The 23,940-nt window shown below is 70.2% G+C and carries 29 protein-coding genes; 11 read left to right on the top strand and 18 right to left on the bottom strand.

What is annotated here, in order from left to right:
- Window positions 1-98: 98 nt before the first annotated feature.
- From NO364_RS02260 to NO364_RS02250, 3 genes are all read left to right on the top strand, one after another.
- Window positions 99-1,397 carry a M28 family metallopeptidase gene (locus NO364_RS02260; RefSeq protein ID WP_257628426.1) on the top strand — a complete coding sequence of 433 codons (1,299 nt, stop codon included), beginning with the start codon at window positions 99-101 and terminating at the stop codon, window positions 1,395-1,397.
- A 109-nt stretch (window positions 1,398-1,506) separates the two neighbouring features.
- The gene (locus NO364_RS02255) at window positions 1,507-2,241 is read left to right on the top strand and encodes an NAD(+)/NADH kinase (RefSeq protein WP_257628425.1); all 735 of its coding nucleotides are present in this window, start codon (window positions 1,507-1,509) and stop codon (window positions 2,239-2,241) included.
- Between the two features lie 41 nt (window positions 2,242-2,282).
- The gene (locus tag NO364_RS02250) at window positions 2,283-2,723 is read left to right on the top strand and encodes a DUF7313 family protein (protein ID WP_257628424.1); all 441 of its coding nucleotides are present in this window, start codon (window positions 2,283-2,285) and stop codon (window positions 2,721-2,723) included.
- Between the two features lie 186 nt (window positions 2,724-2,909).
- Here NO364_RS02250 and NO364_RS02245 read toward each other — a convergent pair whose 3' ends face one another.
- From NO364_RS02245 to NO364_RS02215, 7 genes are read right to left on the bottom strand one after another with little or no spacing between them, the layout of a single operon-like run.
- The gene (locus tag NO364_RS02245; protein WP_157688882.1) at window positions 2,910-3,191 is read right to left on the bottom strand and encodes a DUF7314 family protein; all 282 of its coding nucleotides are present in this window, start codon (window positions 3,189-3,191) and stop codon (window positions 2,910-2,912) included.
- Entirely contained in the window at window positions 3,184-3,582 is a 399-nt protein-coding gene (locus tag NO364_RS02240) for a DUF7315 family membrane protein (protein ID WP_257628423.1), read from the bottom strand. The genes NO364_RS02245 and NO364_RS02240 overlap by 8 nt, the downstream gene beginning before the upstream one ends.
- A 10-nt stretch (window positions 3,583-3,592) precedes the next feature.
- The gene (locus tag NO364_RS02235) at window positions 3,593-4,369 is read right to left on the bottom strand and encodes a cytochrome b family protein (RefSeq protein ID WP_257628422.1); all 777 of its coding nucleotides are present in this window, start codon (window positions 4,367-4,369) and stop codon (window positions 3,593-3,595) included.
- Window positions 4,370-4,371: 2 nt separating this feature from the next.
- On the bottom strand, window positions 4,372-5,166 hold the full coding sequence (locus NO364_RS02230; protein WP_157688885.1) for a cytochrome b: 795 nt from the start codon (window positions 5,164-5,166) through the stop codon (window positions 4,372-4,374).
- A gap of 3 nt (window positions 5,167-5,169) precedes the next feature.
- Complete coding sequence (locus tag NO364_RS02225) at window positions 5,170-5,556, bottom strand: DUF7318 family protein (RefSeq protein WP_157688887.1); 387 nt, start codon at window positions 5,554-5,556, stop codon at window positions 5,170-5,172.
- Window positions 5,557-6,195, bottom strand: a complete 639-nt coding sequence (locus NO364_RS02220; protein WP_157688889.1) for a halocyanin domain-containing protein — start codon at window positions 6,193-6,195, stop codon at window positions 5,557-5,559. It abuts the gene before it with no gap.
- A gap of 54 nt (window positions 6,196-6,249) precedes the next feature.
- Complete coding sequence (locus NO364_RS02215) at window positions 6,250-7,122, bottom strand: DUF7319 domain-containing protein (RefSeq protein WP_157688891.1); 873 nt, start codon at window positions 7,120-7,122, stop codon at window positions 6,250-6,252.
- A gap of 89 nt (window positions 7,123-7,211) precedes the next feature.
- Here NO364_RS02215 and NO364_RS02210 point away from each other — a divergent pair, with 89 nt between their 5' ends.
- A complete protein-coding gene (locus tag NO364_RS02210; protein WP_157688893.1) occupies window positions 7,212-7,691 on the top strand; it encodes a DUF7321 family protein in 480 nt (159 codons plus the stop codon).
- A 22-nt stretch (window positions 7,692-7,713) separates the two neighbouring features.
- Here the strand turns inward: NO364_RS02210 and nth are convergent, their stop codons facing one another.
- The gene (gene nth / locus NO364_RS02205) at window positions 7,714-8,397 is read right to left on the bottom strand and encodes an endonuclease III (protein ID WP_157688895.1); all 684 of its coding nucleotides are present in this window, start codon (window positions 8,395-8,397) and stop codon (window positions 7,714-7,716) included.
- Window positions 8,398-8,507: 110 nt separating this feature from the next.
- On the opposite strand from nth, the gene NO364_RS02200 reads away from it, so the two are divergent.
- The 5 genes from NO364_RS02200 to NO364_RS02180 all read left to right on the top strand — a co-directional run bounded on the left by NO364_RS02200 (window position 8,508) and on the right by NO364_RS02180 (window position 12,291).
- On the top strand, window positions 8,508-9,734 hold the full coding sequence (locus NO364_RS02200) for a hypothetical protein (RefSeq protein WP_257628421.1): 1,227 nt from the start codon (window positions 8,508-8,510) through the stop codon (window positions 9,732-9,734).
- Between the two features lies 1 nt (window position 9,735).
- Window positions 9,736-10,227 carry a hypothetical protein gene (locus NO364_RS02195; protein WP_257628420.1) on the top strand — a complete coding sequence of 164 codons (492 nt, stop codon included), beginning with the start codon at window positions 9,736-9,738 and terminating at the stop codon, window positions 10,225-10,227.
- A 40-nt stretch (window positions 10,228-10,267) separates the two neighbouring features.
- The gene (locus tag NO364_RS02190) at window positions 10,268-11,236 is read left to right on the top strand and encodes a shikimate kinase (RefSeq protein WP_257628419.1); all 969 of its coding nucleotides are present in this window, start codon (window positions 10,268-10,270) and stop codon (window positions 11,234-11,236) included.
- Window positions 11,233-11,520: a chorismate mutase gene (locus NO364_RS02185; RefSeq protein WP_157688903.1), complete on the top strand. Its 288-nt coding sequence runs from the start codon at window positions 11,233-11,235 to the stop codon at window positions 11,518-11,520. The genes NO364_RS02190 and NO364_RS02185 overlap by 4 nt, the downstream gene beginning before the upstream one ends.
- A gap of 378 nt (window positions 11,521-11,898) precedes the next feature.
- On the top strand, window positions 11,899-12,291 hold the full coding sequence (locus NO364_RS02180; RefSeq protein ID WP_257628418.1) for a type II toxin-antitoxin system VapC family toxin: 393 nt from the start codon (window positions 11,899-11,901) through the stop codon (window positions 12,289-12,291).
- A gap of 202 nt (window positions 12,292-12,493) precedes the next feature.
- Here NO364_RS02180 and NO364_RS02175 read toward each other — a convergent pair whose 3' ends face one another.
- The 6 genes from NO364_RS02175 to NO364_RS02150 form a co-directional block, all read right to left on the bottom strand.
- Window positions 12,494-13,174: a carbonic anhydrase gene (locus NO364_RS02175; RefSeq protein ID WP_157688905.1), complete on the bottom strand. Its 681-nt coding sequence runs from the start codon at window positions 13,172-13,174 to the stop codon at window positions 12,494-12,496.
- A 33-nt stretch (window positions 13,175-13,207) separates the two neighbouring features.
- A complete protein-coding gene (gene surE, locus NO364_RS02170) occupies window positions 13,208-13,993 on the bottom strand; it encodes a 5'/3'-nucleotidase SurE (RefSeq protein WP_157688907.1) in 786 nt (261 codons plus the stop codon).
- Between the two features lie 76 nt (window positions 13,994-14,069).
- The gene (locus NO364_RS02165; protein WP_257628417.1) at window positions 14,070-15,464 is read right to left on the bottom strand and encodes a small ribosomal subunit Rsm22 family protein; all 1,395 of its coding nucleotides are present in this window, start codon (window positions 15,462-15,464) and stop codon (window positions 14,070-14,072) included.
- Window positions 15,461-16,192, bottom strand: a complete 732-nt coding sequence (locus NO364_RS02160) for a prephenate dehydrogenase/arogenate dehydrogenase family protein (RefSeq protein ID WP_257628416.1) — start codon at window positions 16,190-16,192, stop codon at window positions 15,461-15,463. Before NO364_RS02160 ends, NO364_RS02165 begins: the two co-directional genes overlap by 4 nt.
- A 60-nt stretch (window positions 16,193-16,252) precedes the next feature.
- Window positions 16,253-17,422, bottom strand: a complete 1,170-nt coding sequence (locus tag NO364_RS02155) for an MFS transporter (protein WP_257628415.1) — start codon at window positions 17,420-17,422, stop codon at window positions 16,253-16,255.
- Between the two features lie 37 nt (window positions 17,423-17,459).
- Window positions 17,460-18,626 carry a M24 family metallopeptidase gene (locus NO364_RS02150; protein WP_157688915.1) on the bottom strand — a complete coding sequence of 389 codons (1,167 nt, stop codon included), beginning with the start codon at window positions 18,624-18,626 and terminating at the stop codon, window positions 17,460-17,462.
- 82 nt (window positions 18,627-18,708) lie between these two features.
- On the opposite strand from NO364_RS02150, the gene NO364_RS02145 reads away from it, so the two are divergent.
- On the top strand, window positions 18,709-19,128 hold the full coding sequence (locus NO364_RS02145) for a VOC family protein (protein WP_257628414.1): 420 nt from the start codon (window positions 18,709-18,711) through the stop codon (window positions 19,126-19,128).
- Window positions 19,129-19,131: 3 nt separating this feature from the next.
- Here the strand turns inward: NO364_RS02145 and NO364_RS02140 are convergent, their stop codons facing one another.
- The 4 genes from NO364_RS02140 to NO364_RS02125 form a co-directional block, all read right to left on the bottom strand.
- Window positions 19,132-19,821 carry a LysE family translocator gene (locus tag NO364_RS02140; RefSeq protein ID WP_157688919.1) on the bottom strand — a complete coding sequence of 230 codons (690 nt, stop codon included), beginning with the start codon at window positions 19,819-19,821 and terminating at the stop codon, window positions 19,132-19,134.
- 56 nt (window positions 19,822-19,877) lie between these two features.
- Complete coding sequence (locus tag NO364_RS02135; RefSeq protein WP_157688921.1) at window positions 19,878-20,588, bottom strand: TMEM165/GDT1 family protein; 711 nt, start codon at window positions 20,586-20,588, stop codon at window positions 19,878-19,880.
- Window positions 20,585-21,298 carry a metal-dependent transcriptional regulator gene (locus NO364_RS02130; protein WP_157688923.1) on the bottom strand — a complete coding sequence of 238 codons (714 nt, stop codon included), beginning with the start codon at window positions 21,296-21,298 and terminating at the stop codon, window positions 20,585-20,587. The genes NO364_RS02135 and NO364_RS02130 overlap by 4 nt, the downstream gene beginning before the upstream one ends.
- 75 nt (window positions 21,299-21,373) lie before the next feature.
- Window positions 21,374-22,543, bottom strand: coding sequence for a pyridoxal-phosphate dependent enzyme (locus NO364_RS02125; protein ID WP_157688925.1), 1,170 nt, complete (start codon window positions 22,541-22,543; stop codon window positions 21,374-21,376).
- 77 nt (window positions 22,544-22,620) lie between these two features.
- On the opposite strand from NO364_RS02125, the gene NO364_RS02120 reads away from it, so the two are divergent.
- Window positions 22,621-23,898, top strand: a complete 1,278-nt coding sequence (locus tag NO364_RS02120; protein WP_257628413.1) for an NAD(P)/FAD-dependent oxidoreductase — start codon at window positions 22,621-22,623, stop codon at window positions 23,896-23,898.
- Window positions 23,899-23,940: the final 42 nt, after the last annotated feature.

Genomic DNA, 23,940 nt, shown 5'->3' with positions numbered 1-23,940 from the left:
CGACGACTGTCACCCGCTGGATCGACGTTCGACGTTCGGGTGTCCGGACGGACCCGCCGGACCGAAACGGTTAGTCGCCCGGGGGAACAGGTGCGCGCATGCACGGCTGGATCGGCGAGACGTTCACGAGCGACGTCGGGTGGTCGCATCTGGAGCGACTGGCCGACATCGGCGACCGGATGGCCGGGAGTCCCGGCGAGCGCGAAGCGCTGACCGCGACCCGCGACGCCCTCGCCGACCTCGGCGCCCGGGACGCACACGTCGAGACGTTCGACGTCCAGGGGTGGGTTCGGGGATCGAGCGGGATCGAGACGCCGAGTGGCGAGACGGAGTCGATCGCCCTGCCGCGGAGTCCCGCCGGCGCCGCGACCGGCCGCCTCGTCGACTGTGGTGACGGCCTGCCCGCGGACTTCGAGACCGACCTCGACGGCGCGGTCGTCGTCGCCTCCTCGACGGTTCCGGACCACTACGACCGGTTCGTCCACCGCCGCGAGAAGTACTACCGCGCCGCCGAGGCCGGCGCCGCCGCCTTCGTCTTCCGCAACGACACGCCCGGCTGTCTGGCGCCCACGGGCAGCGTCGGCACCGACGACACGCCGCTCGGCCCCATCCCCGCGGTCGGCGTCAGCCGGGAGGTCGGCACGCGGCTCGTCCGCCGACACGAGGGCGAGCGCGTCACCGTCCGTGTCGACTGCGAGACACCCGACGCCACGAGCGGCGTCGTCCGTGCCGATATCGGCCCCGACACCGACCGTGCGGTCCACCTGACCAGCCACGTCGACGCCCACGACATCGCCGAGGGCGCCGTCGACAACGCCGCGGGCACGGCCACCGTCCTCGAGGTGGTGCGCGCACTCCTCGCGCGCGACGCCGACCTCTCCCGGCGGGTCCGGATCGTCTGTTTCGGCGCCGAGGAGGTCGGCCTCCGGGGGTCGAAACGCGAGGCCGAACGGATCGACCCCGACGCCGTCCAGGCGCTGGTCAACTGCGACGGCGTCTGTCGCGGCCGGACGCTCCAGTGGTACACCCACGGCTTCCAGGCGCTCGGCGACGCGGTCAGGGACGTCGCCGACCGCTTCGGCCACCCCGTCTCCGTCCGCCCGAGCCAGCACCCACACAGCGACCACTGGCCCTTCGTCGCGCGCGGGTTCCCCGCGCTCCTCGTCTCGAGCGAGGGCGACGACCGGGGACGGGGCTGGGGACACACCCGCGCGGACACGCTCGACAAACTCGAACGACGGACGCTGCGGGAGGGGGCCATCCTCGTGACGGGCGTCGTCGCCGCCCTCGCGGACGCCGACCGGATCGACCGCCGGTCGCCCGAGGGCGTCGCCGCCGACCTGGAGCGCGAGGACCTCGCGGCCGGCATGCGCGCGACCGGCGACTGGCCGTTCTGAATCGCACGGGCTTTTTACCGTCGTGGGTCGAGGTGTCTCGCATGGAGCGGACGCCTCGCGCGGAGCGACCCGGCAGGGGACGGCCGGAGAACCGGGACGGGTGCGGGCAGTGAACGTCGCCGTCAGGGGCGACGACGGGACCGTCGCGGCGGCGGTGGGCGTCGCCGGGGCGTCGCTCGTCGCCGAGGACGGGGACCGACACGCGGACGTCGTCGTGGCCGTCGGCGACGACGCCGTCCGCTCGGTCACGGCCGATCCGCCGGACGCGCCCGTCCTCCCCGTGACGACCGCGGGGGGTCGACACCGCGTCGCCCGTCCGGCTCTGTCGGGTGCACTCGCCGCGCTGGTCGCGGGCGACGGCCGTCGCGAGTCACATCCCGTCCTCGGCGTTCGTCGCGACGGGGCCGTCGTCGCCCGCGCGCTCCGGGACGTCGCCCTCGTCACCGACGCCCCGGCGAGCATCTCGGAGTACGCCGTCGCGGCGGGAGGGACGCGCCTCGATACCGTCCGGGCCGACGGGATGGTCGTCGCGACGCCGCTCGGCAGCGACGGCTACGCCGCCGCGGCGGGTGGGGCGGTCCTCGAAGCCGGCGCGGGCGTCGCCGTCGTCCCGATTTCGCCGTTCTCGACGGCGCCGGACCACCGCGTCGTCGACCCGGGGACGGGACTCGACCTGTCGGTTGAACGCGAGGGGGCGGTCGCGCTCTTCGCCGACGGCGTCCGCCGCGACACCGTCGACGCCGGGGTCGACCTCCGGATCGAACGCGTCGGCTCGGTCGACCTGGTGACCGCGGACGTCGGCCGCGGCCCCGATGGCCCCGGCGTCGGCACCGATACCGGATAGGAACGGAAAAGTTCTAATGAGTCACCGGCCCAGTTTGAACCATGCAACCGCTACAGTTCGTCGTCCCGGTCGGCGCTCTCGACGCGCTCGAACCGTACATCGCGCACGTGGTGCTGGCGCTGGTGGTGGTGAACATGCTCACGCGGATTCGGGCCCACTCCGTCCATGCCGCGCAGGTCGATGACGGTGCCGATGAACTGAGCCGGTACCTCCCCCACTCGCTGTCGACCATCCTGCTCGTCCTCGCCTCGTTCGTGTTCCTGCTCGTCGAGCCGCACGGCGGGATGGTCATGTCGGTCATCGCCGTCGGCCTGCTCCTGACCGACTTCTTCGAGTTCGAGTCCCGGCAGGTCGAGGCCCGAAACGACATGACCTTCGAACGCCCCAAGGGCGCCGTCGCGGCGTCGCTGCTCGCCCTGCTGTACGCAGGCTACCAGAGCCTGTTCGTCGTCATCGAACCCGTCTGGAGCGCCATCGTCTGATACTGTTCATTGTAAGTCAGTACCGGTGGTTCGCCGGACTGTCCCGGCGAACCACCGGAGAACAGGTACAATAATCCGTACGACGACGGGTCGGCTTTTTTCACCGGATTCCGGCGTCGTGACGCCCGAGCACCGAAGCCGGTTCCGTCGGTCGTCGAAAAGAGCGCCGTCGCTCGCGTCCCGCTTTCAGGCGTTCCGCCGATCTTCGACCGCCTTGCGCGTCTGTCTGGCGGCGGGGAGCAGAACCCAGAACGCCAGCGGGCCGAGGAGCGCGAACCAGAAGAGCACGTCCATCAGCCCGATCGCAAGCAGGTTGAACAGGTCCGCGTTCGCCGGGGTGGGCGACACCGGGCTCACGAGCTGTCGGGTGCTCTCGAAACTCGGCGTGCGGTACCAGCCGGCGAGCACGATCCAGCCGAGGCCGGCGCCGGTGAAGATGCCGAGCCCCTTGATGAATTCGTCAGCCATTATCTGAGGATTCGTCGGCGTCCTCTTGAGGGTTTCCCATTCCGCGGGCGCGAAACCGCGTCCCGAGAACGTACACGCCGGCGCCGACGGTGATGGAGACGAGCCCCGCGACGGCGAGGACCGCGCTCAGTACCGTCGACGGCGGCGTGACGCCGAGAGCACCGAGCAGTCCGATCAGGAGACGTCGCAGGAGGCTGAGCCTGATCGTCGCCGCGTCGAGCAGGACGAACCCGAAAACGACACCGGCGACGGCGATGAGCGTCGAGAAGACGGTGACCGTCTTGTAGAGGCGCATGGGGACGACCACGTCGCGGCGGCCGCCCTCGGTGGTCGTGGGTCCGTCGACGTCGGCGGACTCGCCGCTCGCCTCGTCGTCCGAAGAATCGGTCATCGACCGTCGGTCACTTCGGCGGCCGAAGCCGGTAGTACCGACGGTTGAGGTCGTACATGTACCCTTCGCGCATCGTCTTCAGAACGGCGTAGGTGACCGTCGTCGCCACGATGGGGAGGAGGAAGGTCAGATCGAAGAGCAGGTGGACGTTCATCGGCATCAGGTTCTTGATCGCCAGCAGGCTGATGGTCAGCGCGAAGACGACGCCGCCGACGCCGACGGCCGACCAGAACGGCTGTTCGACGGGACGCCGCGCGGAACCCTTGTTCAGGAAGGGTACGATGGCGATGACGCCGACGACGACGACGTTCGCCAGCACCCCGTAGGTGCGGTCGGCCGTGAGTTTCTGCCCGCCGAGGATGGCGAGGTCGGGGTTCAGCGGGCCGAGCTTCAGCAGGCCAAAGGACCAGTAGAGATACCAGTCCGGCAGGATGATGGCGGGGGTCGAACTCGGGTTGGCCGGCGAGCCGATGTGTGGTGGCATCGTCGCCGAGAGGAAGAAGATCATCCCGGTAAAGAAGGCCGCGATGGAGAGGTTCCGGACCGTCTCGTGGGGCCACGTCGGGAAGGCGAGCACGTCACGCTCGACGTAGTCGGACTCGGTCCGCAGGTCCTGGTCCTCGCGCCGTGCGCGCTCGAAATACTCGTAGGTGAGCCGCGAGAGGCCCGTCGTCCGTTCCTTTCGCTCGCGCCACGTCGGCGTCTCGTCGTCCGGGGCGACGATCCCCGGGCCGCCGCCGTCGGTGCGAGCGTCCGCGTCGTCCGTGGTGGAATCTGTCTCGGTCATGATCAGTGGGGTTCCGCGATGCCCTGCACCCAGACGATACCGATGTGGATGGCGATCAGCGTCGTCACGACGAATGGGAGCAGGAACACGTGCAGGATGTACATCCGCTGGAGCGTCGCCTGACTGAGCGTGAAGCCGCCGAACAGCAGTTGGGCGATCCACTCGCCGGCGAGCGGGATCGACAGCGACATCTCGACGCCGATCTGGCCGGCCCAGAAGGCCAGCTGATCCCACGGGAGCAGATAACCGGTGTACCCGAACACCATCGTCAGGCTGATGAGGACGATGCCCAGCAGCCAGTTGAGTTCCCGCGGTTCCTTGTACGCGCCCGTGAAGTACACGCGGAGCATGTGGAGGAACACGGCCGCGACCATCACCTGTGCCGACCACCGGTGGATGGACCGCAGCATGAACCCGAACTGGAGGTCGGTCATGATGAACGTGATCGAGTTGTACGCCGTACTGGGGTCGCCCGCCTGTGCCGGGGCGTAGTAGAACCCGAGCAACGCGCCGCTGACGGCGGCGACGATGTACGCGAGCGTCGAGAACGACCCCAGCGCGTACAGCGGGTACCAGTACCAGAACTTGTTGTCCAGGTCGTACTGTTCCGTGTGACTCTTCGGCATCTGGAGGTTGACCTTGTAGTACAGGTTCTCCAGCAGCTCCAGGTAGTCGACGATGCGGAGCCGCTTGTCCATCCAGATCAGCGCCGTCAGGAAGGTGGCTTCCACGGGGGTCAGGTCCTTCCGTTTCATCCACCCCTCGTGGTCCATCTCGTCTTTCTTTTCTAAGCTCATGGGTTATCGCTTGTAGTAGGGGTACACTGCGCGTTTGACGGTGTCCCACGCGCCGTCGCCGAGGGCCTCCCCGTCGACGTCCTCCTCGCGGATGTAGAGGTCCTCCCACTTCCGGCGTCGCTTCTTGACGATGACGACGTCGGGGAGGAACTCCTTACGGTACAGCGCGAGGATGAACGCGAGGTCGACGAAGATGACGGCTAGGATGGCGCCGAGGAACATGTTGCCCGTCTCGGTCAGGCCCCACCCGCTCACGAGGCCGTAGGCGAACATGAACACGAACACCACCTCGATGACCGTCAGGAGGACGATGGCGATGGCCGCGGCCGTGCTCTCCCGGGCCGGTTCGTACCGGTGGATGTCGCCGTAGGTACTGCCGCTGGACGACATCTACTCTCCCCTCCCGGTTCCGGTGTTCGGCGACTCGCCGTACTTCAGGACGTAGAAGGTGAACACGAGCGAGACGATGATGCCGAGCATCGTCGCGCCGCCCACCCAGTGGGCCTGAATCGGGACGCCGAGGGTGTGGAGGTCGACCTCGCCGCTGCCCTCGCCGCCGCCTTCGCCGCCACCGCCGCCACCGCCACCGGGCATCTCGCCGACGACGACGACGCCTTTCATGCCGAGGCCGCGGTGGGGCTGGCAGTAGTACTTGGCGACTGTCGCCTCCTCGAAGGTCTGTTCGAAGGTGAAGCCGGCTTCGGCGGTGAGCTCGCTCTCGAAGTCGCCGCCCTCCTCGGCGACGACGTTGTGCTGACCGCCCTCGCCGTTCCACTCCCAGACGACGGTCGTCCCGGGGTCGACCTGAACGGCCGCGGGGTCGAACCCGAAGTTCCCGCCGTTGCCCTGGGCGCCGACGGTGATCGTCACCTCGTCCTGGCCGGTCGCGTCGGCCACCTCGCTGTAGTTGCCCACGTCGCTCATCCACCCGTCGAACGACGCCTGTGCGGCGGCTGGCGTCGCCGTCGCGGCGGCCGTTCCGGCGGCGGCGGACCCACCGGCCACTCTCAGGAAATCCCGCCTCTTCATACGGTCGAAACTGAGGATGGAACGCGCTTAAACCCACCGACTCCCCAGCGGTCGTCAGCCGGATTCGCCGGCCTCGTCGCCGGCGGTCGACCCCCGCGACGGCGCCGTCTCCGACCCCTCCAGCGGCGGGAGGAAATCGGGCCGGTCGCCGTCGTCGACGCCGGTCGCACGCAGCCGGTCGCGGAACTCCTCGGCCCGGAAGCGATCCGAGAGCCGGGCATTGGCGACGACCGCAAAGAGGAAGACGCCGATGCCGACGAAGATCAGCCCCATGAGCGGCGGCACGAGGTTGACGTACCCGCCCGGCGCGGGGACGGCGTCGGTGAACAGCCAGGCGCCGATCAGTCCGATCCCCGTCAGCAGTTGGGCGAGCGCGACCACCTGGAGGAGGTTGTTCCCCAGTTGACCCGTCCCTTCCGGTACGTCGTCGGGGGCTGGCAGGGAGACGTCGTCGGGAGCGTCGGGCACCTCGTAGGAGTCCATCGAACACAGCGCCACCGTCGGTTTCACGTCCCGGAGGACCGTCCCCCGTCCCTCGACGCTCCCGTCGGGGCCGACGATGGCGTACCCCTCGTCGGAGTAGGCGACCAGTCGCTCCTCGCCCTCGTCCTCGTAGCGTTCGAGGACGGCGAACACCTCGCGGGTGGCGATCCGGCTCTTGAGGTCAGCCTCCACCCGGTCGAGCAGTTCCGCGCCGACGATCCACGTCTCGGGATCGAACGCCGCCTCCCACTCCTCGGCGCTCATCTTCGCCATGTCGCTGGGGCCGAAGTCCTCGAAGTCGTACTTCTCTTCGACCTCGCGGCGGAGAGCCTCGACGTCCGTATCCCCCGCCGTCGGGTCGTCCCCGCCGGAGTCGGCCGTGGCCGGCACGTCCTCGGGTGCGTCGTCGGACCCGTCGGTCGACGACGGTGACGGTTCAGCCATCGGTTCGCATTGGGTCCCGAGTGGCATACGCTTTCCGACCTCTCCCCCGAGCCGGGTCCGTTTTAACCACCCCATCCCAACGGTCGACGATGGTACGGGACGCGACGGTGGCGACCCTCGCCGGCCTCGCCGTGACCGCGAGCCTCCCCTTCTACCTCTACGGCGCGTGGATCGTGTTGGACAACGACACGGTGACGTGGAGCGTGTTGACGAGGCACCTGAAGTACATCTCGGTCGGGCTGGTGTTGACGACGGTGCCCGTGGTCGGCTGGATGGCGCCGCGGCTGATGGACCAGTTCGGCGGGTTGGCAGTTCTCCACGCGGTCCTCGGCCTCCAGGCCTACGCGATGCTCGCGTTCGCGATGACGGGTATCGTCCGCATCTTTCAGGCCAAATACGCGGCCGATCTCTATCGCGACCCCGATCAGGACGTCGATCTGAACGACCTCCACGAGAACATGAGCGCGTGGCGCGGGCGCCTCCGCGTCGGCGTCTTCGGCTACGTCCTCTTCTGGCTCGGAGCCTACCTCGTCGGCGTCCTCCGGTATTTCCAGTTGCACGTCCTGTAGCGTGTGAGACGCGGACGTTACGCTACCACGCCTCGCCGCTCGCGAGGTCGACGTCCGAATCCAACTTCGAGGACGGACAGACGTCCTCGAGGACGCAGTCCTCGCAGTCCGGGTTCCGTGCGTCACAGGTCGCCCGCCCGTGGCTGATGAGCAGGTGTGTCAACTGCTGCCAGTCCGACTCGGGCACCAGGTCCATCAGGTCCGCCTCGATCCGTTCCGGCGTCTCCTCGGTCGTGAGGCCGAGCCGTCGGGAGAGCCGCTGGACGTGCGTGTCGACGACGATTCCCTCCACGACGTCGTGACCGTGTTGGAGGACCACGTTCGCCGTCTTGCGCCCGACACCCGAGAGGTCGGTGAGTTCGGCCATCGTGTCCGGTACCTCGCCGTCGTGTTCCGCGACGAGCGTCTCGCCCATGGACTTCAGATAACCCGCCTTGTTGTTGTGGAAGGTGATGCCGTAGATGTCGTCGGCGAGTTCGTCCTCGTCGGCCGCGGCGTAGTCCGCCGCGTCGGTGTACGTCTCGAAGAGGTCGGCCGTCACCTCGTTGACCCGCTCGTCGGTACACTGCGCCGACAGGACGACGGCGACGAGCAACTCCAACCGGTTCGTGTAGTTCAGCGAGATGGTCGCGTCGGGATACTCCGCGGAGAGTCGGTCGACCACCTCGGTGGCCTGCGCCTCGCGCGACGCCAGTGGCGTACCCATGGCTCGCGGTCGGCACCGATCCCCGTTGAGTCTGTCGGCTGGGCCGGGCCGCTCTCACGTTCGATACCGGGGCCGGACATTATTTACCGGGGGGCTCCCTTGTCGCGGTCATGGAGTGGACTCGGCGGGCGCTGCTGGCCGGGACGGCGGTCGGGCTCGGCGGCTGTCTGTCCGCCGGACGATCGAACGTCGACTACCCCGAGACGGCCGCCGGGACCGAAACCGCGGTCGACGAGGCGCTGGTCGACGCCGAGACGGCTGGCCCGGCGACCGACGACGGAGACGAGCCGGCACAGCAGACCGAGCCGTCGGTTCCGAACCGGCAGCTCGCGACCGAAGTCGAACGGGCGTACGGGGAGATCGAGTGGTTCGCGACCGAGTACGACGACGCGATCGAAACCTATCGGCGCGTCCTCGGCAACGCGATGGCGACCGTCCAGCGGGTCCGGGACTCCTCGGAGTTCGACGCCGGCAACCTCGAACTCGTCCGGCGGGCGACCGACCAGGCCGTCGCGACCGCGGAGGCGGAACTCGGGGGACATTTCGGTCTCCCCGGACAGATGCGCGACGAGGTCGACGCCCACGTCGAGACGATCCGCCGGTTCGGGGGCCGGGGGGATCTCGACCGGGTCGACGTGGAACTCGAACGGCTCTACGACTACCTCAGGGGGATCCGAAGCGACCTGTTCGTCCGCCGCGTCCTCTCGGACCGGCAGGTCGACGCGCGGCTCTACCGACACCTCCACGACGACACGCCTGACGAGGAGGACGGCGAGGACGAGACGGACGACGACGAGGCGGATCCGGGCCTGTTCGAGGTCTACCACTCGTCGGGATACGCGGGGTACGCCTACGGCGGCCCACGGTACGTCGAACGCGACCCCTTCGGCGACGACGACGCGAACGATACGAACGAGGGGGCGGAGCTGCTGGCCCGCCAGCGGACGCAGTTCGGATCGGTGGGCGAGGCGACCGGTCGCACCGGGTTCGCGTACGTGGTGAGCTACGCCGTCCCGGACGAGGCGGAGCAACCGACCGACCTCGAGCCCCTCGACTACGATCACACGTCCCTGTTCGTCCAACGGTACGAGGACGTGGCAGCGGCCGGGGAGGCCGCCGAGCGCCTCTACGACACCGCGGTCAGTCGCGAGGGGAGCTACTCGTTCGGCCGGGATCGGTGGGATCGGGTGTACTACGAGGCCGACGGTGACGTGACCTACGCCTTCCTGATCAGGGCGGGGCCGTTCGTCCTCGTCGCCGCGCCCTCCGAGGTGGCGTGGGAGGAGCGCGTCGACTGGACCGAGCCGCTGGACAGGCTGTGGCTGTGGAGACCCTGACGTGTCCCGGCAGTCGACCCGCCCCGTCGCGCGCCGACAGGTCGCCCTGATCGTCACCGCTTTCGCCGCCGTCGGCGTCGCCCTCGGCGTCGTCGGCTTCGTCGGCACCGACTGGGCGCGGACCCAGTTCGTCACGGGGGCGACCGGCAACGCCCCGGAGACGTTCGGCCCCGTCTTCGTGGCGCTCTCGGCCCTGCAGACCACGGTGACGCTGTTTTTCGCCGGGCCGGTCCTGGCCGCGACGGTCGGACTGCTCTCCGGATCGCGGTTCGTCGACGACGGCACGGCCGGCGCCGTCGCCGCCGGCGGCTCGCTCGTCGGCTTCTTCGTGCTGGCCGGGGCGGGCCTCGCGGGGGTCGCCCTCGTCTCGGGGCCCGGAACCGACCAGACGTACCCGCTCGTGGGCGCCGTCGGCCCGCTCCTGCTCGCGGGGGTCGCCACGGCGGCCACGGGCGGGGTGGCGGGACTGCTGGGATGTCGGTTCGTCCGGTGAGACCGGCACACATAACTGTCCGCTCCGCGGGGGCTTCGGTATGTACGGCGAGGCCGCCGCACTCGGGGCGGGGACGATCCTGAACGCCCTGTCGACGGGGATGGGATCGGCCTTCGCCATCGACGCGGAGACGACCGCCCGGGTCGAACTCGACGACTCCGGGACCGTCGACGGCGAGATTGCGGGGGTACCGGACGCCGACACCCGTCTGATCCGCCGCGCCGTCGAGCGCGTCGTCGAGCGGTTCGGCGACGGCGAGGGCGGTCACGTCCGCACCGAGAGCGAGGTGCCGATGGCCGCGGGGCTGAAGAGTTCGAGCGCCGCCGCGAACGCGACGGTGCTCGCGACGCTGTCGGCGCTCGACGTGCCGGTGGAGGGCGCGGAGCCACGGTCCGCGGGAGGCGCGGAGCCACGGTCCGCGGGAGGCGCGGAGTCACGGTCCGCGGGAGGCGCGGAGCCACCCGCCGCGGCGGACGCGACGGACGCCCCGCTCGACCGCGAGGCGGCCTGTCGGATCGGCGTCGAGGCCGCCCGCGACGCCGGCGTCACCGTCACCGGCGCGTTCGACGACGCGAGCGCGAGCATGCTCGGCGGCGTCACCGTCACCGACAACGACGCGGACGACCTGCTCGCTCGCGAGGCCGTCGAGTGGGACGTCCTCGTGTGGACGCCGGCGGCGCGGGCCTTCTCGGCCGACGCCGACGTGGAGCGGTGCGCGCGGGTGGCGCCGATGGCCCGCCTCGTCGCCGACCTGGCGCTCGACGGGCGCTACGGCGCGGCGATGACCGTCAACGGACTCGCGTTCTCGGCCGCCCTCGAGTTCCCGACCGAACCGGCGGTCGAGGCGATGCCCCACGCCGCGGGCGTCTCGCTCTCGGGGACGGGACCGAGCGTCGTCGCCGTGGGCGACCGCGAGGAACTGGAACAGGTGTGCGAACGCTGGAATCAACGGACCGGAGACACATGGATGACGACGACACGAACGGACGGCGCACGGGTGATCGAATGAACGACGCGACCGAGGAGATGTCCCTCGCGGAACTCCGCGAGGAGATCGAGGGGATCGACCGCGAACTCGTCGAACTCATCGCCCGCCGGACCTACGTCGCGGGCACGGTCGCCGAGGTGAAAGAGGAGCGGGACCTCCCGACGACCGACGAGTCACAGGAGGCCCGCGTGATGGAGCGGGCGGGCGAGAACGCCGAACACTTCGACGTCGACGCGAACCTCGTGAAGGCCATCTTCCGGCTGTTGATCGAGCTGAACAAAGTAGAGCAAAGGGAGAGTCGATAACCGGCAGAGCGGCTGTTACAATGCTTATAGCCGCATATTAGTGGGTTAGTTCGTCGCTTCTTGACGCCACCTTGCGAATTTTGGGCTCGATGGGCAATCGGAAGATGCTACCCCGTCTCGGACCCCCTGAACCGAGTGACCCAGCCGGTGGAATGCTCTCTACCAAACAAACGGTTTTACTTCACGTACTGTCCGAAGGGATTTATGTCAGTTAGTCCTATTCGGATCTATGGGAAGTTATGCGACTCCGCCCGACTGGGCTAACTCCGGTGACGAGGCTGACGGCACACCGGCCAAACTCGGAGATGTACTCTCCGGACGGCTGGCAGATGTCGATATCGACTCTGTCGAAGCGGTTCGAGACGTGCGCGAGCGTCGATGAAAGTCCTGGTTGATACGAACGGCTTCATCGCCAGTTTGACCGACGAACCCGCCCGAGGAGACGTTGCGACGGAGTTTCTCAATCAGGATCACGACTTCTGTACGTCCATCCTGAATCTCATGGAGATTCGGTCGGTAATGACGAAAAAAAAGCAAGTCGAACAGGACAAAGTCGAGGACGTACTCTCCGACATTTACACGCAAGTCGAGATTTACGCACCAGAAATCAGCGACCAGATCTCCGCGTACAGTCTGCAACAGGACACGCTGCTGTACACACTCGATTGCGTTCTCCTCGCTCTGGCCGACGACCTCGACGCCACGCTCGCTACGTTCGACGGCGAACTACTCGAAAGCGGAGCCACCGAACCGAGCGACCTCATCGCGTAGAATTGCGACTGCTGTTTTCACGAGAACGGTGAGGGGTGTGCATTTTCGTCACGCTTGGCACGATTGATCGGTCGTTCGGTTCTCCACTCCGTATGGTGAATTTTATCCATTTGAACAAGGTGGAGCAGCGCGAGAGCCGGTAGGACGACCGCTGCGACGGCCGGGGCGGCGCTTGTCCCGAGCGCGCCGCGACGGGTCGCGGTCAGTACGTCCACAGCCGCGCGATCCGTTCCTCGATGGCGGGATGGGCCGCCCGCAGCGCCGCGGGGTCACGCTCGCCGTCGACGTTGATCACGTGGACCTCGCCCCGCCGGCCGGCGTAGACGTCCCGGAAGTCGTAGACGACGCCGAGCACGTCGACGGCGGCCGGGACGTCGGCGCTCCGGACGAGGACGTCGACCTGCCGGTCGACGTTGTACTCGACGAGGCGGTCGATGGCGGCCGCCCGACCCAGGTCGTCGGGGAGCGCGTCGATGCCCGCCTCCAGATGTGGCTCCAGCAGGTCGAGACAGCGCGCGATCCCCGGCGGTTCGTCGACGCCGTCGGTCAGATCGTCGTAGGCCGCGGTCACGGCCCCACAGCCCGTGTGTCCCACGACGACGACGGTTTCGGTCCCCGTGTGTGCGATCGGGTAGAGCACGTCGCCCGAGACCACTTCGCCCGCGTCGGTGCGCTCGACGACGCGGTTGCCGATGTTGCCACAGGTAAAGAGGTGGCCCGGTCGGTCGTTCCCCCAGATGTGGTCCTGGAGGACCCGGGAGTCGGAACAACAGACGGTGACGACCGGCGGGCGCTGGACGTCCTGAACGTCGTCGAACCGATCCGCGAACGCCGCGGCGTGCTCCAGGTTCCGGTTCAGCAGGTCGACGAAGGCGTCATCCATCGCCCGTCGGTTGCGAGCGGTCGAGCAAAGGAGTTACCGGTAGGTCTCCGCGAGGGCGTCGAGCGCCTCGTGGTGCTCGGAGGTGTGTGGCGCCGTGAGGGGCGAGACGCTGACCCGGCCCTCGACGATGGCCCGGCGGTCGGTCCCCTGGGGATCGGGGAGGGTCCCCTCGTGCATCCGCGCCCAGACGTTGTCGGTGAGGCTGATCCGGTCGCCGTCGCGTTCGGCGCGCATGTCGTAGAGCCTCGACGGTTCGGTGATCTCGATGGGTGCGAGGTCGTCGCCGGGTTCGTGGATGGGCACGTTGACGTTCAGGTAGTCGGCCTGTTCGAAGACGCCGGCGCCGAGGGCGTGGTCGACGAGGTACGTCGTCACCTCGGTGGCGTTGCGGTAGTCCCGCGTCTCGTCGGCGGCGTGTTGCCACTCGCCGTCCGCGCCGGGGACGTACAGCGAGACGGCGAGGGCGGGCACGTCGAAGAAGGCGGCCTCGACGGCGGCGCTGACGGTGCCCGAGCGTCCGAGGACGTACGCGCCGAGGTTGGCTCCGCGGTTACAGCCAGCGATCACCATGTCCACGTCGGGACAGAGCGCCTCCAGGCCGACGACGGTGCAGTCCGCGGGCGTCCCGTGGATGGCGTAGCCGAGGTCGTGTGTCTCGACGTCGACCTCCCGCGACATGGCTCGTCCGACCGCGCTCTGGTCGCCATTCGGGGCGACGGCCGTCACCTCGGCGAACGTCGAGAGCGCATCGTAGAGCGCCCGGAACCCCACGGAGTCGATGCCGTCGTCGTTCGTCAGGAGAACGTGTGGCTCGTCCATGCCCTCCCCTGGGGGAGCCGCCGAGTTAGGCGCTCCGGCCCAGGCGGCGGGCGAGGGCGGCACGGCGAATCGAACCCTACGCCACCGGGTCGACGACCGCCTCGTCGTCGACGACGAGGTTGTACGCCCCCTCGTCGTCGTTCCAGAGCGCGAGGGCGTTCTCGAACCGGAGGACGGCCCCGTAGTCGGCGTCCCGGAGCGGACGGTTCAGCCCCGACTCGCGCGTCAACACCGCGTAGTGTTCGAGGCGCTCGCTCCCGTCCCCGACCTTGAACAGGGGGTTGCCGTCGTCGGCGAGGTTCCGGCTGAGCTTCACCGCCAGCAGGTCGATCCGCTCGGTGACGTGGCGTTCCATGTCGGCCATCCGGGCGTGGCGGGCGGCGTCGGCACGGACGTCCACCCGGCGCGTCCCGTCCCGCCGGAGGAGCGTATAGGAGAACTTCACCGTCTCGTTGGTGAACGTGCCGGCATCCGTGCCGGCGTCGTCGAGGCGACGCTGTGGCCGGGGCGCCCCGACCGGCGGCCGCTCGTCGAACGACCAGCCGCGGTCGGAGGGGGCGGCGCCGGGCCACAGCCGAAGGGTGGGGGCGTAGACGGTCGTGGCCCCGTCGTCGGCGACGGCGCGTTCGACCCGTCGGAGGCCCGTGCTGGTTTCGAGGTCGGCCGGCGAGAGCGCGAGGAGGGTGCCGTCGTCGGCGAGGGCCGCCAGACAGCGGTCGACGGCGGCGACCGGGTCGTCGAGTTCACTCAGGACGTTCGCCGCGAGGATCAGGTCGTAGGGGGCGTCCCCGAACGCGAAGTCCTCGATCCGGTCGCGGTGGATCGTCGTCCGGACGTTGCGCCGGGTTCCGTCGAGCAGGGTATCGAGGACGTCGGCCGCGGCGCTCGGCTCGACGGCGTGGTAGTCCACGACGGCGTCGTCGGGGAGGTAATCGAGGAGGCCGAGCGCCGGGCCGCCGACCCCCGCGCCGACGTCGAGGACGCGGAGGCGACGCGGGAGCAGCGACCGCTCGACCAGGTCGCCGAGGGGGTAGCCGACGGCGGCGTAGTAGTCGGGGAGGTGATAGAGGGCGTAGCCGAGCGCGACCTCCGCGTCGTACTCGACGGGGTTCCCGCGGTAGTAGTCGTCCTTCAGCCGCCGGATCACCTCCCGCAGGCGGTCACCGGTCCCGCCACGGTGCCAGTTCGCGCCGTAACGGGCGACCAGCAGGTCCTCGACGGTCTCGACGTACCGGTCGGGGAGGTGGGTCGGCGCCCAGTCGGTCGCCGGGACGGGGTCCTCGGACGCGGGGACGAAGGTGCCGTCCTCGCGCTCGAACAGGCCGAGGTCGTAGGCCTCCTCCCGGAGCACCCGGCGGACGGCCGCCGGATGCGGTCGGCCGTCGACGTAGTCGGCGATCTCGTCGGGATCGATCGGCCGCACCTGTCGGAGGTACTTCGCGTTCGAGCGGACGGCCTCGCGGTCGATCATTCGCCGGCCTCGCGGTAGAGGTCCTCGAACGCCTCGCCCTCGGCGTCCGCGACCCGCCGGGCGGCCGCCGCGACGGCGTCGGCGCCGTCGAACGTCTCCTGGATCTCGCGGTAGACGTGGGGGGTGCCGCCGGTCACCGTCGCCACGAGGTCGTCCATCGCCGCGGAGACGGGCGTCGCGAACTCCTCGCGGACGTCGGCCGCGGCGAGGGCGTACGCGAGGACGGCGGTGTGGGCCCCCGCCTGAACCGTCTCCATGGCGGCGTCGTGTTCCTCGACGGTCGTCTCGAAGGTGTGGTTGCCGGCGGCGGCGACGTCGGCCCGGATGGCGTCGGTCACGGGACCGGGGGCGTCGGCGACGACGGCCACGTTCCCGGGCGCGTTCGACGCGGCGAAGAGCGGATGCATCGACACGCGCTCGCGGTCGGGCAGGGCCACCCGCATCGCCGTCACCGGTGCGGCCATCACGCCGGTGACGTCACACATCGCGCGCTCGGCGCGGGGGGCGTACCGCTCGACGGCCGCGTCGACGGCGGAGATGGGGACGGCCAGACAGACGGCCGCGAACGTTTCGGTCGTGTCGGTCGACACCGCCCGAACGTCCGAGCCGAGGGTCGCGGCGGCCCGCTCCGCGGCCGCGGCGTCGACGTCGGCGAGGGCGACGGGTCGGTCGACGGTCCGGGCGACCCAGCGGCCCATCTCGCCCGCGCCGACCACCAACAGCTCCATGCGCCGTGCTTCCTCCTCACCGATCAAAAGGGGTTCGGTGCGGGCGGTCGCGGGGAGGGCTCACAGTCCCAGCCGGAACGCCCGGTTGGCCAGCAGGGCCACGAGCGCCACCCCCGTCACGCCCACGAGCAGGCCGTAGGCGGCCGCCCACCCGCTCACGTCCGAGAGGACGCCGACGACGACGCTCCCGGTCGACCCGATCACCATGTACGCGGTGCGGACGAGGCCGAAGGCGGCGCCGCGCTCGTCGGCCTCGAACTTGTCGAAGAAGCGGGACTGGAGGGGCGCCCCCCACGTCATCGCGACGCCGACACAGACGACGGCGGGGAGGAGCGCGATCCGCGGCCCGGCGACGAGCAGAGCGTACCCGACGACGCCGAGGGCCATCGTCACCGCCGCGGCGCCGTCGCGGCCGATCCGGTCGGACACCCACCCGGTCGTCGGCTGGGCCAGCCCGTTGACGACGAAGTACGCCGAGAAGAGCAGGCCGGCGGTCGTCTCGGGGAGGCTCCGAAAGGCGACGAGGAAGGTGGGGAGAAAGGAGGCGGTCGCCTGCCAGGAGAAGGCGCCGATGCCGGCCACGAGCGTCGTGAACGCGATGGACGGGCGGGAGAGCAACTCGAGCAACGGCCGGACCGCCATCCGGTCGCGCATCGGCTCGTCGGGGTGGTCGGGCGTCGTCCGCTCGACCCGCCAGGCGAAGGCCACGAACGCGGGGAGGGCAACGGCGGCGCCGACGGCGATGGCGGCCCGCCAGCCGAAGCGGACGGCGACGGCGGTGGCGACAACGGGCGCGATCAGCCCCGCTAGCGGCCCACCGGCGACGTGGACGCCGATGGCCCGGCCGATGTCGTCGAACTCCTTGGTGAGCAGGGTGGTGGCGACGCTGTAGTGGAGGCCGGCACCGGCGCCGAGAACGACGGTCAGGACGGCGAAGACGGCGAAGGTGGGCGAGAGGGAGAGCGACAGACTGGCCGCGGCGGTGATGCCCACGGCGGCGAGGATCACCCGTCGCTCGCCGAAGCGGTCGCCGAGAACCCCCGACGGGAACTGGGTGAGTGCGTAGGCGGCCCACATCCCCGAGAGCGCGAGCCCGACCGCTCCGGTCGAGACGCCGAAGTGGCCGGTCACGTCCGGGACGACCGGGCTGATGACCAGTCGCGCCAGCATCGTCGACGTGAACGCGAGCGTACAGAGCGCGAGAACCGTGTGGCGGTACCGCCAGTTCACACGGGCTCTGGATCCACCGCAAGGAAGTGCTTTGCGATCAGACGATCAGTTCGACCGGGTACTCCGTCAGGTTCTCCGCGCCGTCCGCGGTGACCACGACGAGGTCCTCGATGCGGACGCCGCCCACCTGTGGGTCGTACAGCCCCGGTTCGATCGTGATCACGTTCCCCGGTTCGAGTTCGTCGCCGTCGGGGGCGATCCGCGGCAGTTCGTGGACGTCGAGGCCGACGCCGTGGCCGGTGCTGTGAATGAACCCCGTTTCGGTCGACGGGTCGGTCCGGAGCGTCGGGACGTCGGCCGCCTCGTAGACCTCGCAGGCGGCGTCGTGGACCGCCTCCCCCGTGACGCCGGGTTCGACGGCGTCGAGCGCCGCCCGCCGGGCCTCGTCGGTCAACGCGAACCACTCCCGGAGCCGGGGGTCCGGCTCGCCCCGCAGGAACGTCCGCGTCATGTCGGCGTGATAGCGCGTCTCCTTGTCCCGGGGGAAGATGTCGACGACGATGGGTTCGTCGGCGCGCAGCGGGCCGGACCCCCGCTCGTGTGGGTCGGCCGCGTCGGCCCCGCAGGCGACGATGGTTTCGTCGAGTGCACAGCCCTCGTCGAGCAGCGTCCGCTCGATGGCCCGGCGGACGGCCTCGCTGGTCAGCGGGTCGCCGTCGCGGTGGAGGACGCCGTCGACGACCGTCGCCGACTCGATCAGCGACTCGGCGGTCGCCATCGCCCGCTCGTTCGCCCGCTGGGCCCGGCGGACGTGGTCGAGTTCGGCGTCGGTCTTGACGGCGCGGATGCGGGTCACCGCGTCGTCGTCGTCGACGCGAACGGTCACGCCGGCCTCGCGCAGGCCGTCGGCGGTGCCGAGCGGGAAGCGCGCGGGGACGGTCACCGACGCCACGTCCCTGTCGGCGAGGAAGTCGGCCACCACGGCGGCCCGGCCGGCGACGGGACCGACCTCGCTCACCCGGTCGCGGTAGTCGTACGCCGAGAGCCGCGAGACGGTGTCGGCCCGGGCGTCGGTCCGTGCGCGACCGTACTCCAGCCCCGAGACGAGGAGGTGGACGCCGTCGGGAGTGTAGCAGGTGACGAAGGGGTCGGGCGCGTCGAAGCCCGAGAGATACCGCTGGGTCGAGTCGGCGCCGTCGGCGTCGACGAGGTAGCCGTCGCAGTCGCCGAGGGCCGCATCGAGGGCGGAGCGATCCGGATCCATGCCTCCCCTCGGGGGGCGGGCGACTAATACGCTTGGTCCGGCGGCGCGCGACAGTTATGCCGTTGGCGTCGGGAGGGAACCCATGGCACGCCAATCCGACGACCGACCGACGCTGACCGGGATCGATCACTTCGTCCTCACCGTCGAGGACGTCGAACGGACCTGCGAGTTCTACGCGGATCTGGGCGCCGAGGTCCGAACCTTCGGTGACGGCCGGAAGGCGGTGCGGTTCGGCGCACAGAAGATCAACCTCCACCCTGTCGACAACGACGTCGACCACGTGGCCGCGGCGCCGACGCCCGGAGCCGGGGACTTCTGTCTCCTGACGGAGACGCCCATCCCGACGGTGATCGAACAGCTGCGCGACCGGGGGATCGACATCGTCGCGGGCCCGGTCGAACGGACGGGGGCCGTCGGGACGCTCACGTCGGTGTACGTCCGTGATCCGGACGACAACCTGGTGGAGTTCGCGAGATACGGCGACGAGTCCTCGACGGGGTGAGTCCTACGCGAGCGTCCGGACGGCGTCGACGAGGAAGACCACGCCGAACCCGGCGAGGACGAGGGCGCTGGCGCCGGCGACGACCGGGGCGAAGGCGTCGACCCGCCGCTGGGCCGCCCGGAGTGCGGCGGGAAAGCCCGTGATCCAGACGGTGATCCCGAGGAAGAAGCCGACGATGAGCGCCGGGCTCCCGGTCCGCACCACGAGCAGGCCCGTGAGGTCCCCGCCGACGTATGGCGTGTACGCGAAGACGTCCAGCCGGCCGGGTTCGAGTAGCCCGACGCCGATGGTCAGCCAGAACAGGATCTGGTAGGGGTTGGTGAGCGCGAGGACGAACGCCTTCCGGAAGCCGGTGGTCGCGCGGGTCGCGGCGCCGTCGGTCGGGACCGCGTCCACCCCGCCGGTGGCGTCCGCGGCGGCCCCGTACGCGAAGTAGAGCATGAGCACGCCCCCGACGCCAACCATGGCGGCGCGGACGGTGGGGAACCGCTCGACGAAGGCGACGACGCCGAGCAACGAGCAGACGAGGAAGACGGCGTCGGCGGTCATCGCGCCCAGTCCGGTCCGGGCGCCCGCGACCCAGCCGTTGTTGACGGACTCCTCGGCGATGACGGCGTTCATCGGTCCCGGCGGCGCCGCGAGCGCGAGGCCGAAGACGACGCCGGCTAGGAGCGACGGGAGGGGGTTCGGCACGGGTCGAGCCTCGGCGGCGTCGAGAAAAACGCTGGCGTTTTCTCCTGTCGGCCGTGTCAGAACAGCGCCAGAACGGCCGTCGACGCCGCCTCGACGATCGTCTCCCAGACGGAGAACCCGGTGGCGATGCTCAGGACGGTGTCCGCCGCAAAGAAGGCAAAGAGACCCGCCGAGAAGTAGTGGGCCTTCCGGAGATCCAGTCGGTGGGAGAACTTATGGAAGAAGAAGGCGTTGGCGAGGCTCACCGGGATGATGGCGAGCATCTCGCCGGCCCAGATGGCCGGGTGGGCGCCGTACTGCGCGGCGAGGCCGATGGTGACCAGTTGGGTCTTGTCGCCGAACTCGCCGACCGCCATCATCGCGAAGATGGGGACGAACCCGCCGAGTGCGTCGGGCAGTTCCCGGCCGAACACCCGTGGCTCGAACTCCGTCGACAGCGAGGTCACCCCGCCGTCGGTCGTCGCGGCGTCGACGTGCTCGGGGTCGCCGCCCTCGGGCGCGGAGCGGTAGAGCAGGACGGCGAAGACCAGAAACAGGCCGGCGGTGAAGAGCTCGAGCACGAGCGGCGGCAGGGCGCGCTGGAGCGCCTCGCCGAACAGGATCTCGAGGGCGGTCCACCCCGCGAAGGCCGCGCCCGCCGCGCTCACGACCACCAGCGGGTTGTACCGGGTCGAGAGCCCCGCGATGATGAACTGCACCTTCTCACCGGGCAACACCACGAGCTGGGCGACGAAGGCGACGGTGAGGATCTCCAGCCAGCCCGTCACGCACCGCTCACCCCCTCGAGTTCGTCCCGGTCGGAGCCATCGCCGGCGTCCGCGTCGACCGGCCGCACCCGGATGGTCCGGGCGACGCCCTCGGGGAGGCTCTGTTCGCCGTCGCCGATCCGGACGGTCACCATACCGAAGGGGGCGACGTCGACGACTTCGAGTTCCGTCCCCGGGCGGACGCCCGCGTCGTCGAGGTAGGCGAGTTCCGCCTCGTCGCGGTCACGGACCCGCTCGACGACCACCCGCGCGCCCGGGTCGTGGTCGGTCAGGGGCGTGGTCTCGTCGCCGTCGAGCGGATGCAGGTCCGCCCCGGGGATCGGATCGCCGTGCGGGTCGACCTCCGGATCGCCGAGCGCCTCGGCGACCCGGCGCTCGAACTCCTCGGAGATGTGGTGTTCGAGCGCGTCCGCCTCCGCGTGGACGTCCGTCCACGAGTAATCGAGGTGCTCGGCGAGGTAGGCTTCGAGCAGCCGGTGGTGACGGATCACCTCCAGAGCGACCGTCTCGCCCTCGGGGGTCAGTTCGACGCCCTTGTACTTCTCGCGTTCCAGCAGGTCCCGCTCGGCGAGCTTCTCGACCATGCTGGTCACGGTCGGCGCCGTCTTGCCGACCTCGTCGGCGATGGCGGAGGTGGCGACCGGCGTCCCCCCCTCCGACTGGAGCCGATAGATCGCCTTGAGATAGTCCTCCATGACGTCGCTCAACATCTACTCGGCCCGATTTAGACGCGTCTAATCTATAAACCTGTCGCGCCGAATATCGGAGTGGGCGGGTGGGAACTCTCAGACGCCCTGGCCCATCAGGTGGCTCCGGAGCAGGTCGGCCGTCTTCACGCCGGCGTCGGCGTTGACAAGCACCACCGTCCCGTCGTCGTCGAGTTCCCCCCGCTCGGCGAGCGCCCAAGCGCCGGCGGCCGCGGCGCCGCCCGTCGCGCCCACTTCGGTCCCGAGTCGCTGTGTCAGCGCCACCGCGCTCTCCAGGAGGTCCTCGTCGGCGACGGCGACTGCCTCGCCGCCGCTCGCGGCGAGGGCGTCGAGGGCAAGGGCGCCACCCGCGGGCTCGGGGATTTCGAGTTCGCCGCAGATGGTGTCGGGATACTCGACCGCACTGATCCCGCCGTCGTCGTCGTGGGCGTCGACGAGGGGCGCACAGCCCTCGGCCTGGACGGCGTGGATTCGGGGCACTCGGTCGGTCAAGCCGAGGGCGACGAGGTCGCGGAAGCCGCGTTCGATCCCCACCAACGTCTCGCCGGTGCCGACGCCGACGACGACGGCGTCGGGTGCCGTCCAGTCGCGCGCGCCGGCCACTTCGTAGGCCAGCGTCCGGTAGCCGTCGTGGCGGTACGGCGTCGTGAACTCCTGGAGCGAGTACCACTCGCGGGCCAGGTCGTCGTGGAGGGCGGCGAGCGCGTCGGAGTAGCGCCCGCCGGTCACGCGCATGTCCGCACCGTGGACGTTCACCATCGCCTTGTTCGGGAAGGGGGCCCGCGAGGGGAGGTAGGCGTAACAGTCGATGCCGGCGCGGCCGGCGTAGGCCGCGGCGGACTGGCCGGCGTTGCCCGCGGCCGCGAGCGCCAGCAGGTCCGCCCCCCGCCGGTCGGCCATCGTCACCGCGACCGAGAGCCCCCGGTCGAGGACCGTCCCCGTCGGGTTCCGGCCCTCGTCCTTGAGACGGACCGATCCGACGCCGAGGTCCGCGGCGAGGTCGGGCGCGTCGAGCAGCGGCGTCGCTCCCTCGGCGGCCGAGACGGCGTCCCCGGCGTCGACTGGCAGGAGCGCGTCGTAGTCCCACATCGATCCCGGATCGGCCGGCAGGGCCGCGGGATCGACGGCGTCGAGGTCGTAGACGGGATCGAGCGGTGCGCCGGCGTCGCTCCGGCCGACGTGGCCGGGGTCGTACCGTTCGCCGGTTGCCGTGCAATCGAGCCCGAGGAGCCGTTCGGGGGTGTCCATGCCGGCGGTTGCGACCGGAGGGGCAAATCCCTGTCCATGGGCATGGCTTCTTTACCCCCGCCGGCCGACCGATCGGTATGGACGACACACCGTCGGTCGCCGTCGCGGGCGCCGGACTGGCGGGGCTCGTCGCCGCGCGACACCTCGCCGACGCCGGCGCCGACGTCACCGTGTTCGAACGCCGCGAGGAGGTGGGCGGCCGGGTCCGGACCCGCCGCCGGGACGGCTTCACCCTCGACCGGGGCTTCCAGGTCCTCTTCACCGCCTATCCGGCCGTCCGGGAGGAACTCGACCTCGCCGCGCTCGATCTGCAGTCGTTCTCGCCGGGCGCCGTCATCGCCCGCCCCGGCGAGCGGTCGACGCTCTCGGATCCCCTGCGCGACCCCCTCTCGCTCACCGACACCCTGTTCAACCGCGAGGTGACGACGACCGACAAGCTCCGGACGCTCGCCCTCCGCCAGCACGTCGGCGGGCGCGACGAGGCGGCCATCTTCGGGAGCCCCGACGCCCCCATCGACGAGTACCTCCGCGACTGGGGCTTCTCCACGGACTACCTCGACAACTTCGTCGCGCCCTTCTACGGCGGCATCATGCTCGACCGGTCGCTCTCGACGTCCAAGCGCGTCTTCGAGTACACCTTCAAGGCGATGAGCGAGGGGCTGATCGCCCTCCCGGCGGCGGGGATGGCCGCCGTCCCCGAACAGTTGGCGACGCGGGCCCGCGAGACCGGGGCGACGGTCCACCGCGAGGAGCCCGTCGCCGCGGTCACGGCCGACGGCGGCGGGGTGACCGTCGAAACCGAGCGCCGAACCGTCGAGGCCGACGCCGCCGTCGTCGCCACCGACCCGCGGACGGCAAAGCGTCTGACCGGCGTGCCGTCGGTTCCCACGGCCGCCCGGCCGTCCGTCACGGCGTATCTCTCCCTGCCCGACGGACCCGCCCTCGACGACGCGCGGAAGATCCACCTGAACGCGGCCGACGACCGGCCGAACGCCGTCGTCCCGCTCTCCGCGGTGGCGCCGAGTTACGCCCCCGACGACCGCCGACTGCTCTGTGCCACCTTCCTCGGCGACGACGCGCTCGATACGGCCGACGAGGCGCTCGTCGAGGCGACCCGCGAGGCGCTCGCGGCGTGGTACCCCGAGCGGCGGTTCGGCGGGCTGGAACACGTCCACACCGACCGGATCGAGTTCGCCCAGTTCGCCCAGCCGCCGGGCGTCCACGACGACCTGCCGGCCGTCGACGACCCGTCGGGTCCCGTCTACCTCGCCGGGGATTACACGGCGTGGTCGTCGATTCAGGGGGCGATGCGGAGCGGGCGGGAGGCCGCAGCAGCGGCGCTATCGGGGGTGTGACTGCGGGTCCGAAAGAACGGGGAGACCCCGGGCGTGTCTCGG

The organism is Haloplanus salinarum, from assembly GCF_024498175.1.
GTDB lineage: Archaea > Halobacteriota > Halobacteria > Halobacteriales > Haloferacaceae > Haloplanus > Haloplanus salinarum.
This window is presented reverse-complemented; position numbering and strand designations above follow the sequence as displayed.

What these genes read in the sequence shown, in the direction of transcription:
- NO364_RS02260 (WP_257628426.1), top strand. Translation starts at nt 99, where the DNA reads ATGCACGGCTGGATCGGCGAGACGTTCACGAGCGACGTCGGGTGGTCG.
- NO364_RS02250 (WP_257628424.1), top strand. Translation starts at nt 2,283, where the DNA reads ATGCAACCGCTACAGTTCGTCGTCCCGGTCGGCGCTCTCGACGCGCTC.
- NO364_RS02245 (WP_157688882.1), bottom strand. Translation starts at nt 3,191, where the DNA reads ATGGCTGACGAATTCATCAAGGGGCTCGGCATCTTCACCGGCGCCGGC.
- NO364_RS02240 (WP_257628423.1), bottom strand. Translation starts at nt 3,582, where the DNA reads ATGACCGATTCTTCGGACGACGAGGCGAGCGGCGAGTCCGCCGACGTC.
- NO364_RS02235 (WP_257628422.1), bottom strand. Translation starts at nt 4,369, where the DNA reads ATGACCGAGACAGATTCCACCACGGACGACGCGGACGCTCGCACCGAC.
- NO364_RS02230 (WP_157688885.1), bottom strand. Translation starts at nt 5,166, where the DNA reads ATGAGCTTAGAAAAGAAAGACGAGATGGACCACGAGGGGTGGATGAAA.
- NO364_RS02225 (WP_157688887.1), bottom strand. Translation starts at nt 5,556, where the DNA reads ATGTCGTCCAGCGGCAGTACCTACGGCGACATCCACCGGTACGAACCG.
- NO364_RS02220 (WP_157688889.1), bottom strand. Translation starts at nt 6,195, where the DNA reads ATGAAGAGGCGGGATTTCCTGAGAGTGGCCGGTGGGTCCGCCGCCGCC.
- NO364_RS02215 (WP_157688891.1), bottom strand. Translation starts at nt 7,122, where the DNA reads ATGGCTGAACCGTCACCGTCGTCGACCGACGGGTCCGACGACGCACCC.
- NO364_RS02210 (WP_157688893.1), top strand. Translation starts at nt 7,212, where the DNA reads ATGGTACGGGACGCGACGGTGGCGACCCTCGCCGGCCTCGCCGTGACC.
- nth (WP_157688895.1), bottom strand. Translation starts at nt 8,397, where the DNA reads ATGGGTACGCCACTGGCGTCGCGCGAGGCGCAGGCCACCGAGGTGGTC.
- NO364_RS02200 (WP_257628421.1), top strand. Translation starts at nt 8,508, where the DNA reads ATGGAGTGGACTCGGCGGGCGCTGCTGGCCGGGACGGCGGTCGGGCTC.
- NO364_RS02190 (WP_257628419.1), top strand. Translation starts at nt 10,268, where the DNA reads ATGTACGGCGAGGCCGCCGCACTCGGGGCGGGGACGATCCTGAACGCC.
- NO364_RS02185 (WP_157688903.1), top strand. Translation starts at nt 11,233, where the DNA reads ATGAACGACGCGACCGAGGAGATGTCCCTCGCGGAACTCCGCGAGGAG.
- NO364_RS02180 (WP_257628418.1), top strand. Translation starts at nt 11,899, where the DNA reads ATGAAAGTCCTGGTTGATACGAACGGCTTCATCGCCAGTTTGACCGAC.
- NO364_RS02175 (WP_157688905.1), bottom strand. Translation starts at nt 13,174, where the DNA reads ATGGATGACGCCTTCGTCGACCTGCTGAACCGGAACCTGGAGCACGCC.
- surE (WP_157688907.1), bottom strand. Translation starts at nt 13,993, where the DNA reads ATGGACGAGCCACACGTTCTCCTGACGAACGACGACGGCATCGACTCC.
- NO364_RS02165 (WP_257628417.1), bottom strand. Translation starts at nt 15,464, where the DNA reads ATGATCGACCGCGAGGCCGTCCGCTCGAACGCGAAGTACCTCCGACAG.
- NO364_RS02160 (WP_257628416.1), bottom strand. Translation starts at nt 16,192, where the DNA reads ATGGAGCTGTTGGTGGTCGGCGCGGGCGAGATGGGCCGCTGGGTCGCC.
- NO364_RS02150 (WP_157688915.1), bottom strand. Translation starts at nt 18,626, where the DNA reads ATGGATCCGGATCGCTCCGCCCTCGATGCGGCCCTCGGCGACTGCGAC.
- NO364_RS02145 (WP_257628414.1), top strand. Translation starts at nt 18,709, where the DNA reads ATGGCACGCCAATCCGACGACCGACCGACGCTGACCGGGATCGATCAC.
- NO364_RS02130 (WP_157688923.1), bottom strand. Translation starts at nt 21,298, where the DNA reads ATGTTGAGCGACGTCATGGAGGACTATCTCAAGGCGATCTATCGGCTC.
- NO364_RS02125 (WP_157688925.1), bottom strand. Translation starts at nt 22,543, where the DNA reads ATGGACACCCCCGAACGGCTCCTCGGGCTCGATTGCACGGCAACCGGC.
- NO364_RS02120 (WP_257628413.1), top strand. Translation starts at nt 22,621, where the DNA reads ATGGACGACACACCGTCGGTCGCCGTCGCGGGCGCCGGACTGGCGGGG.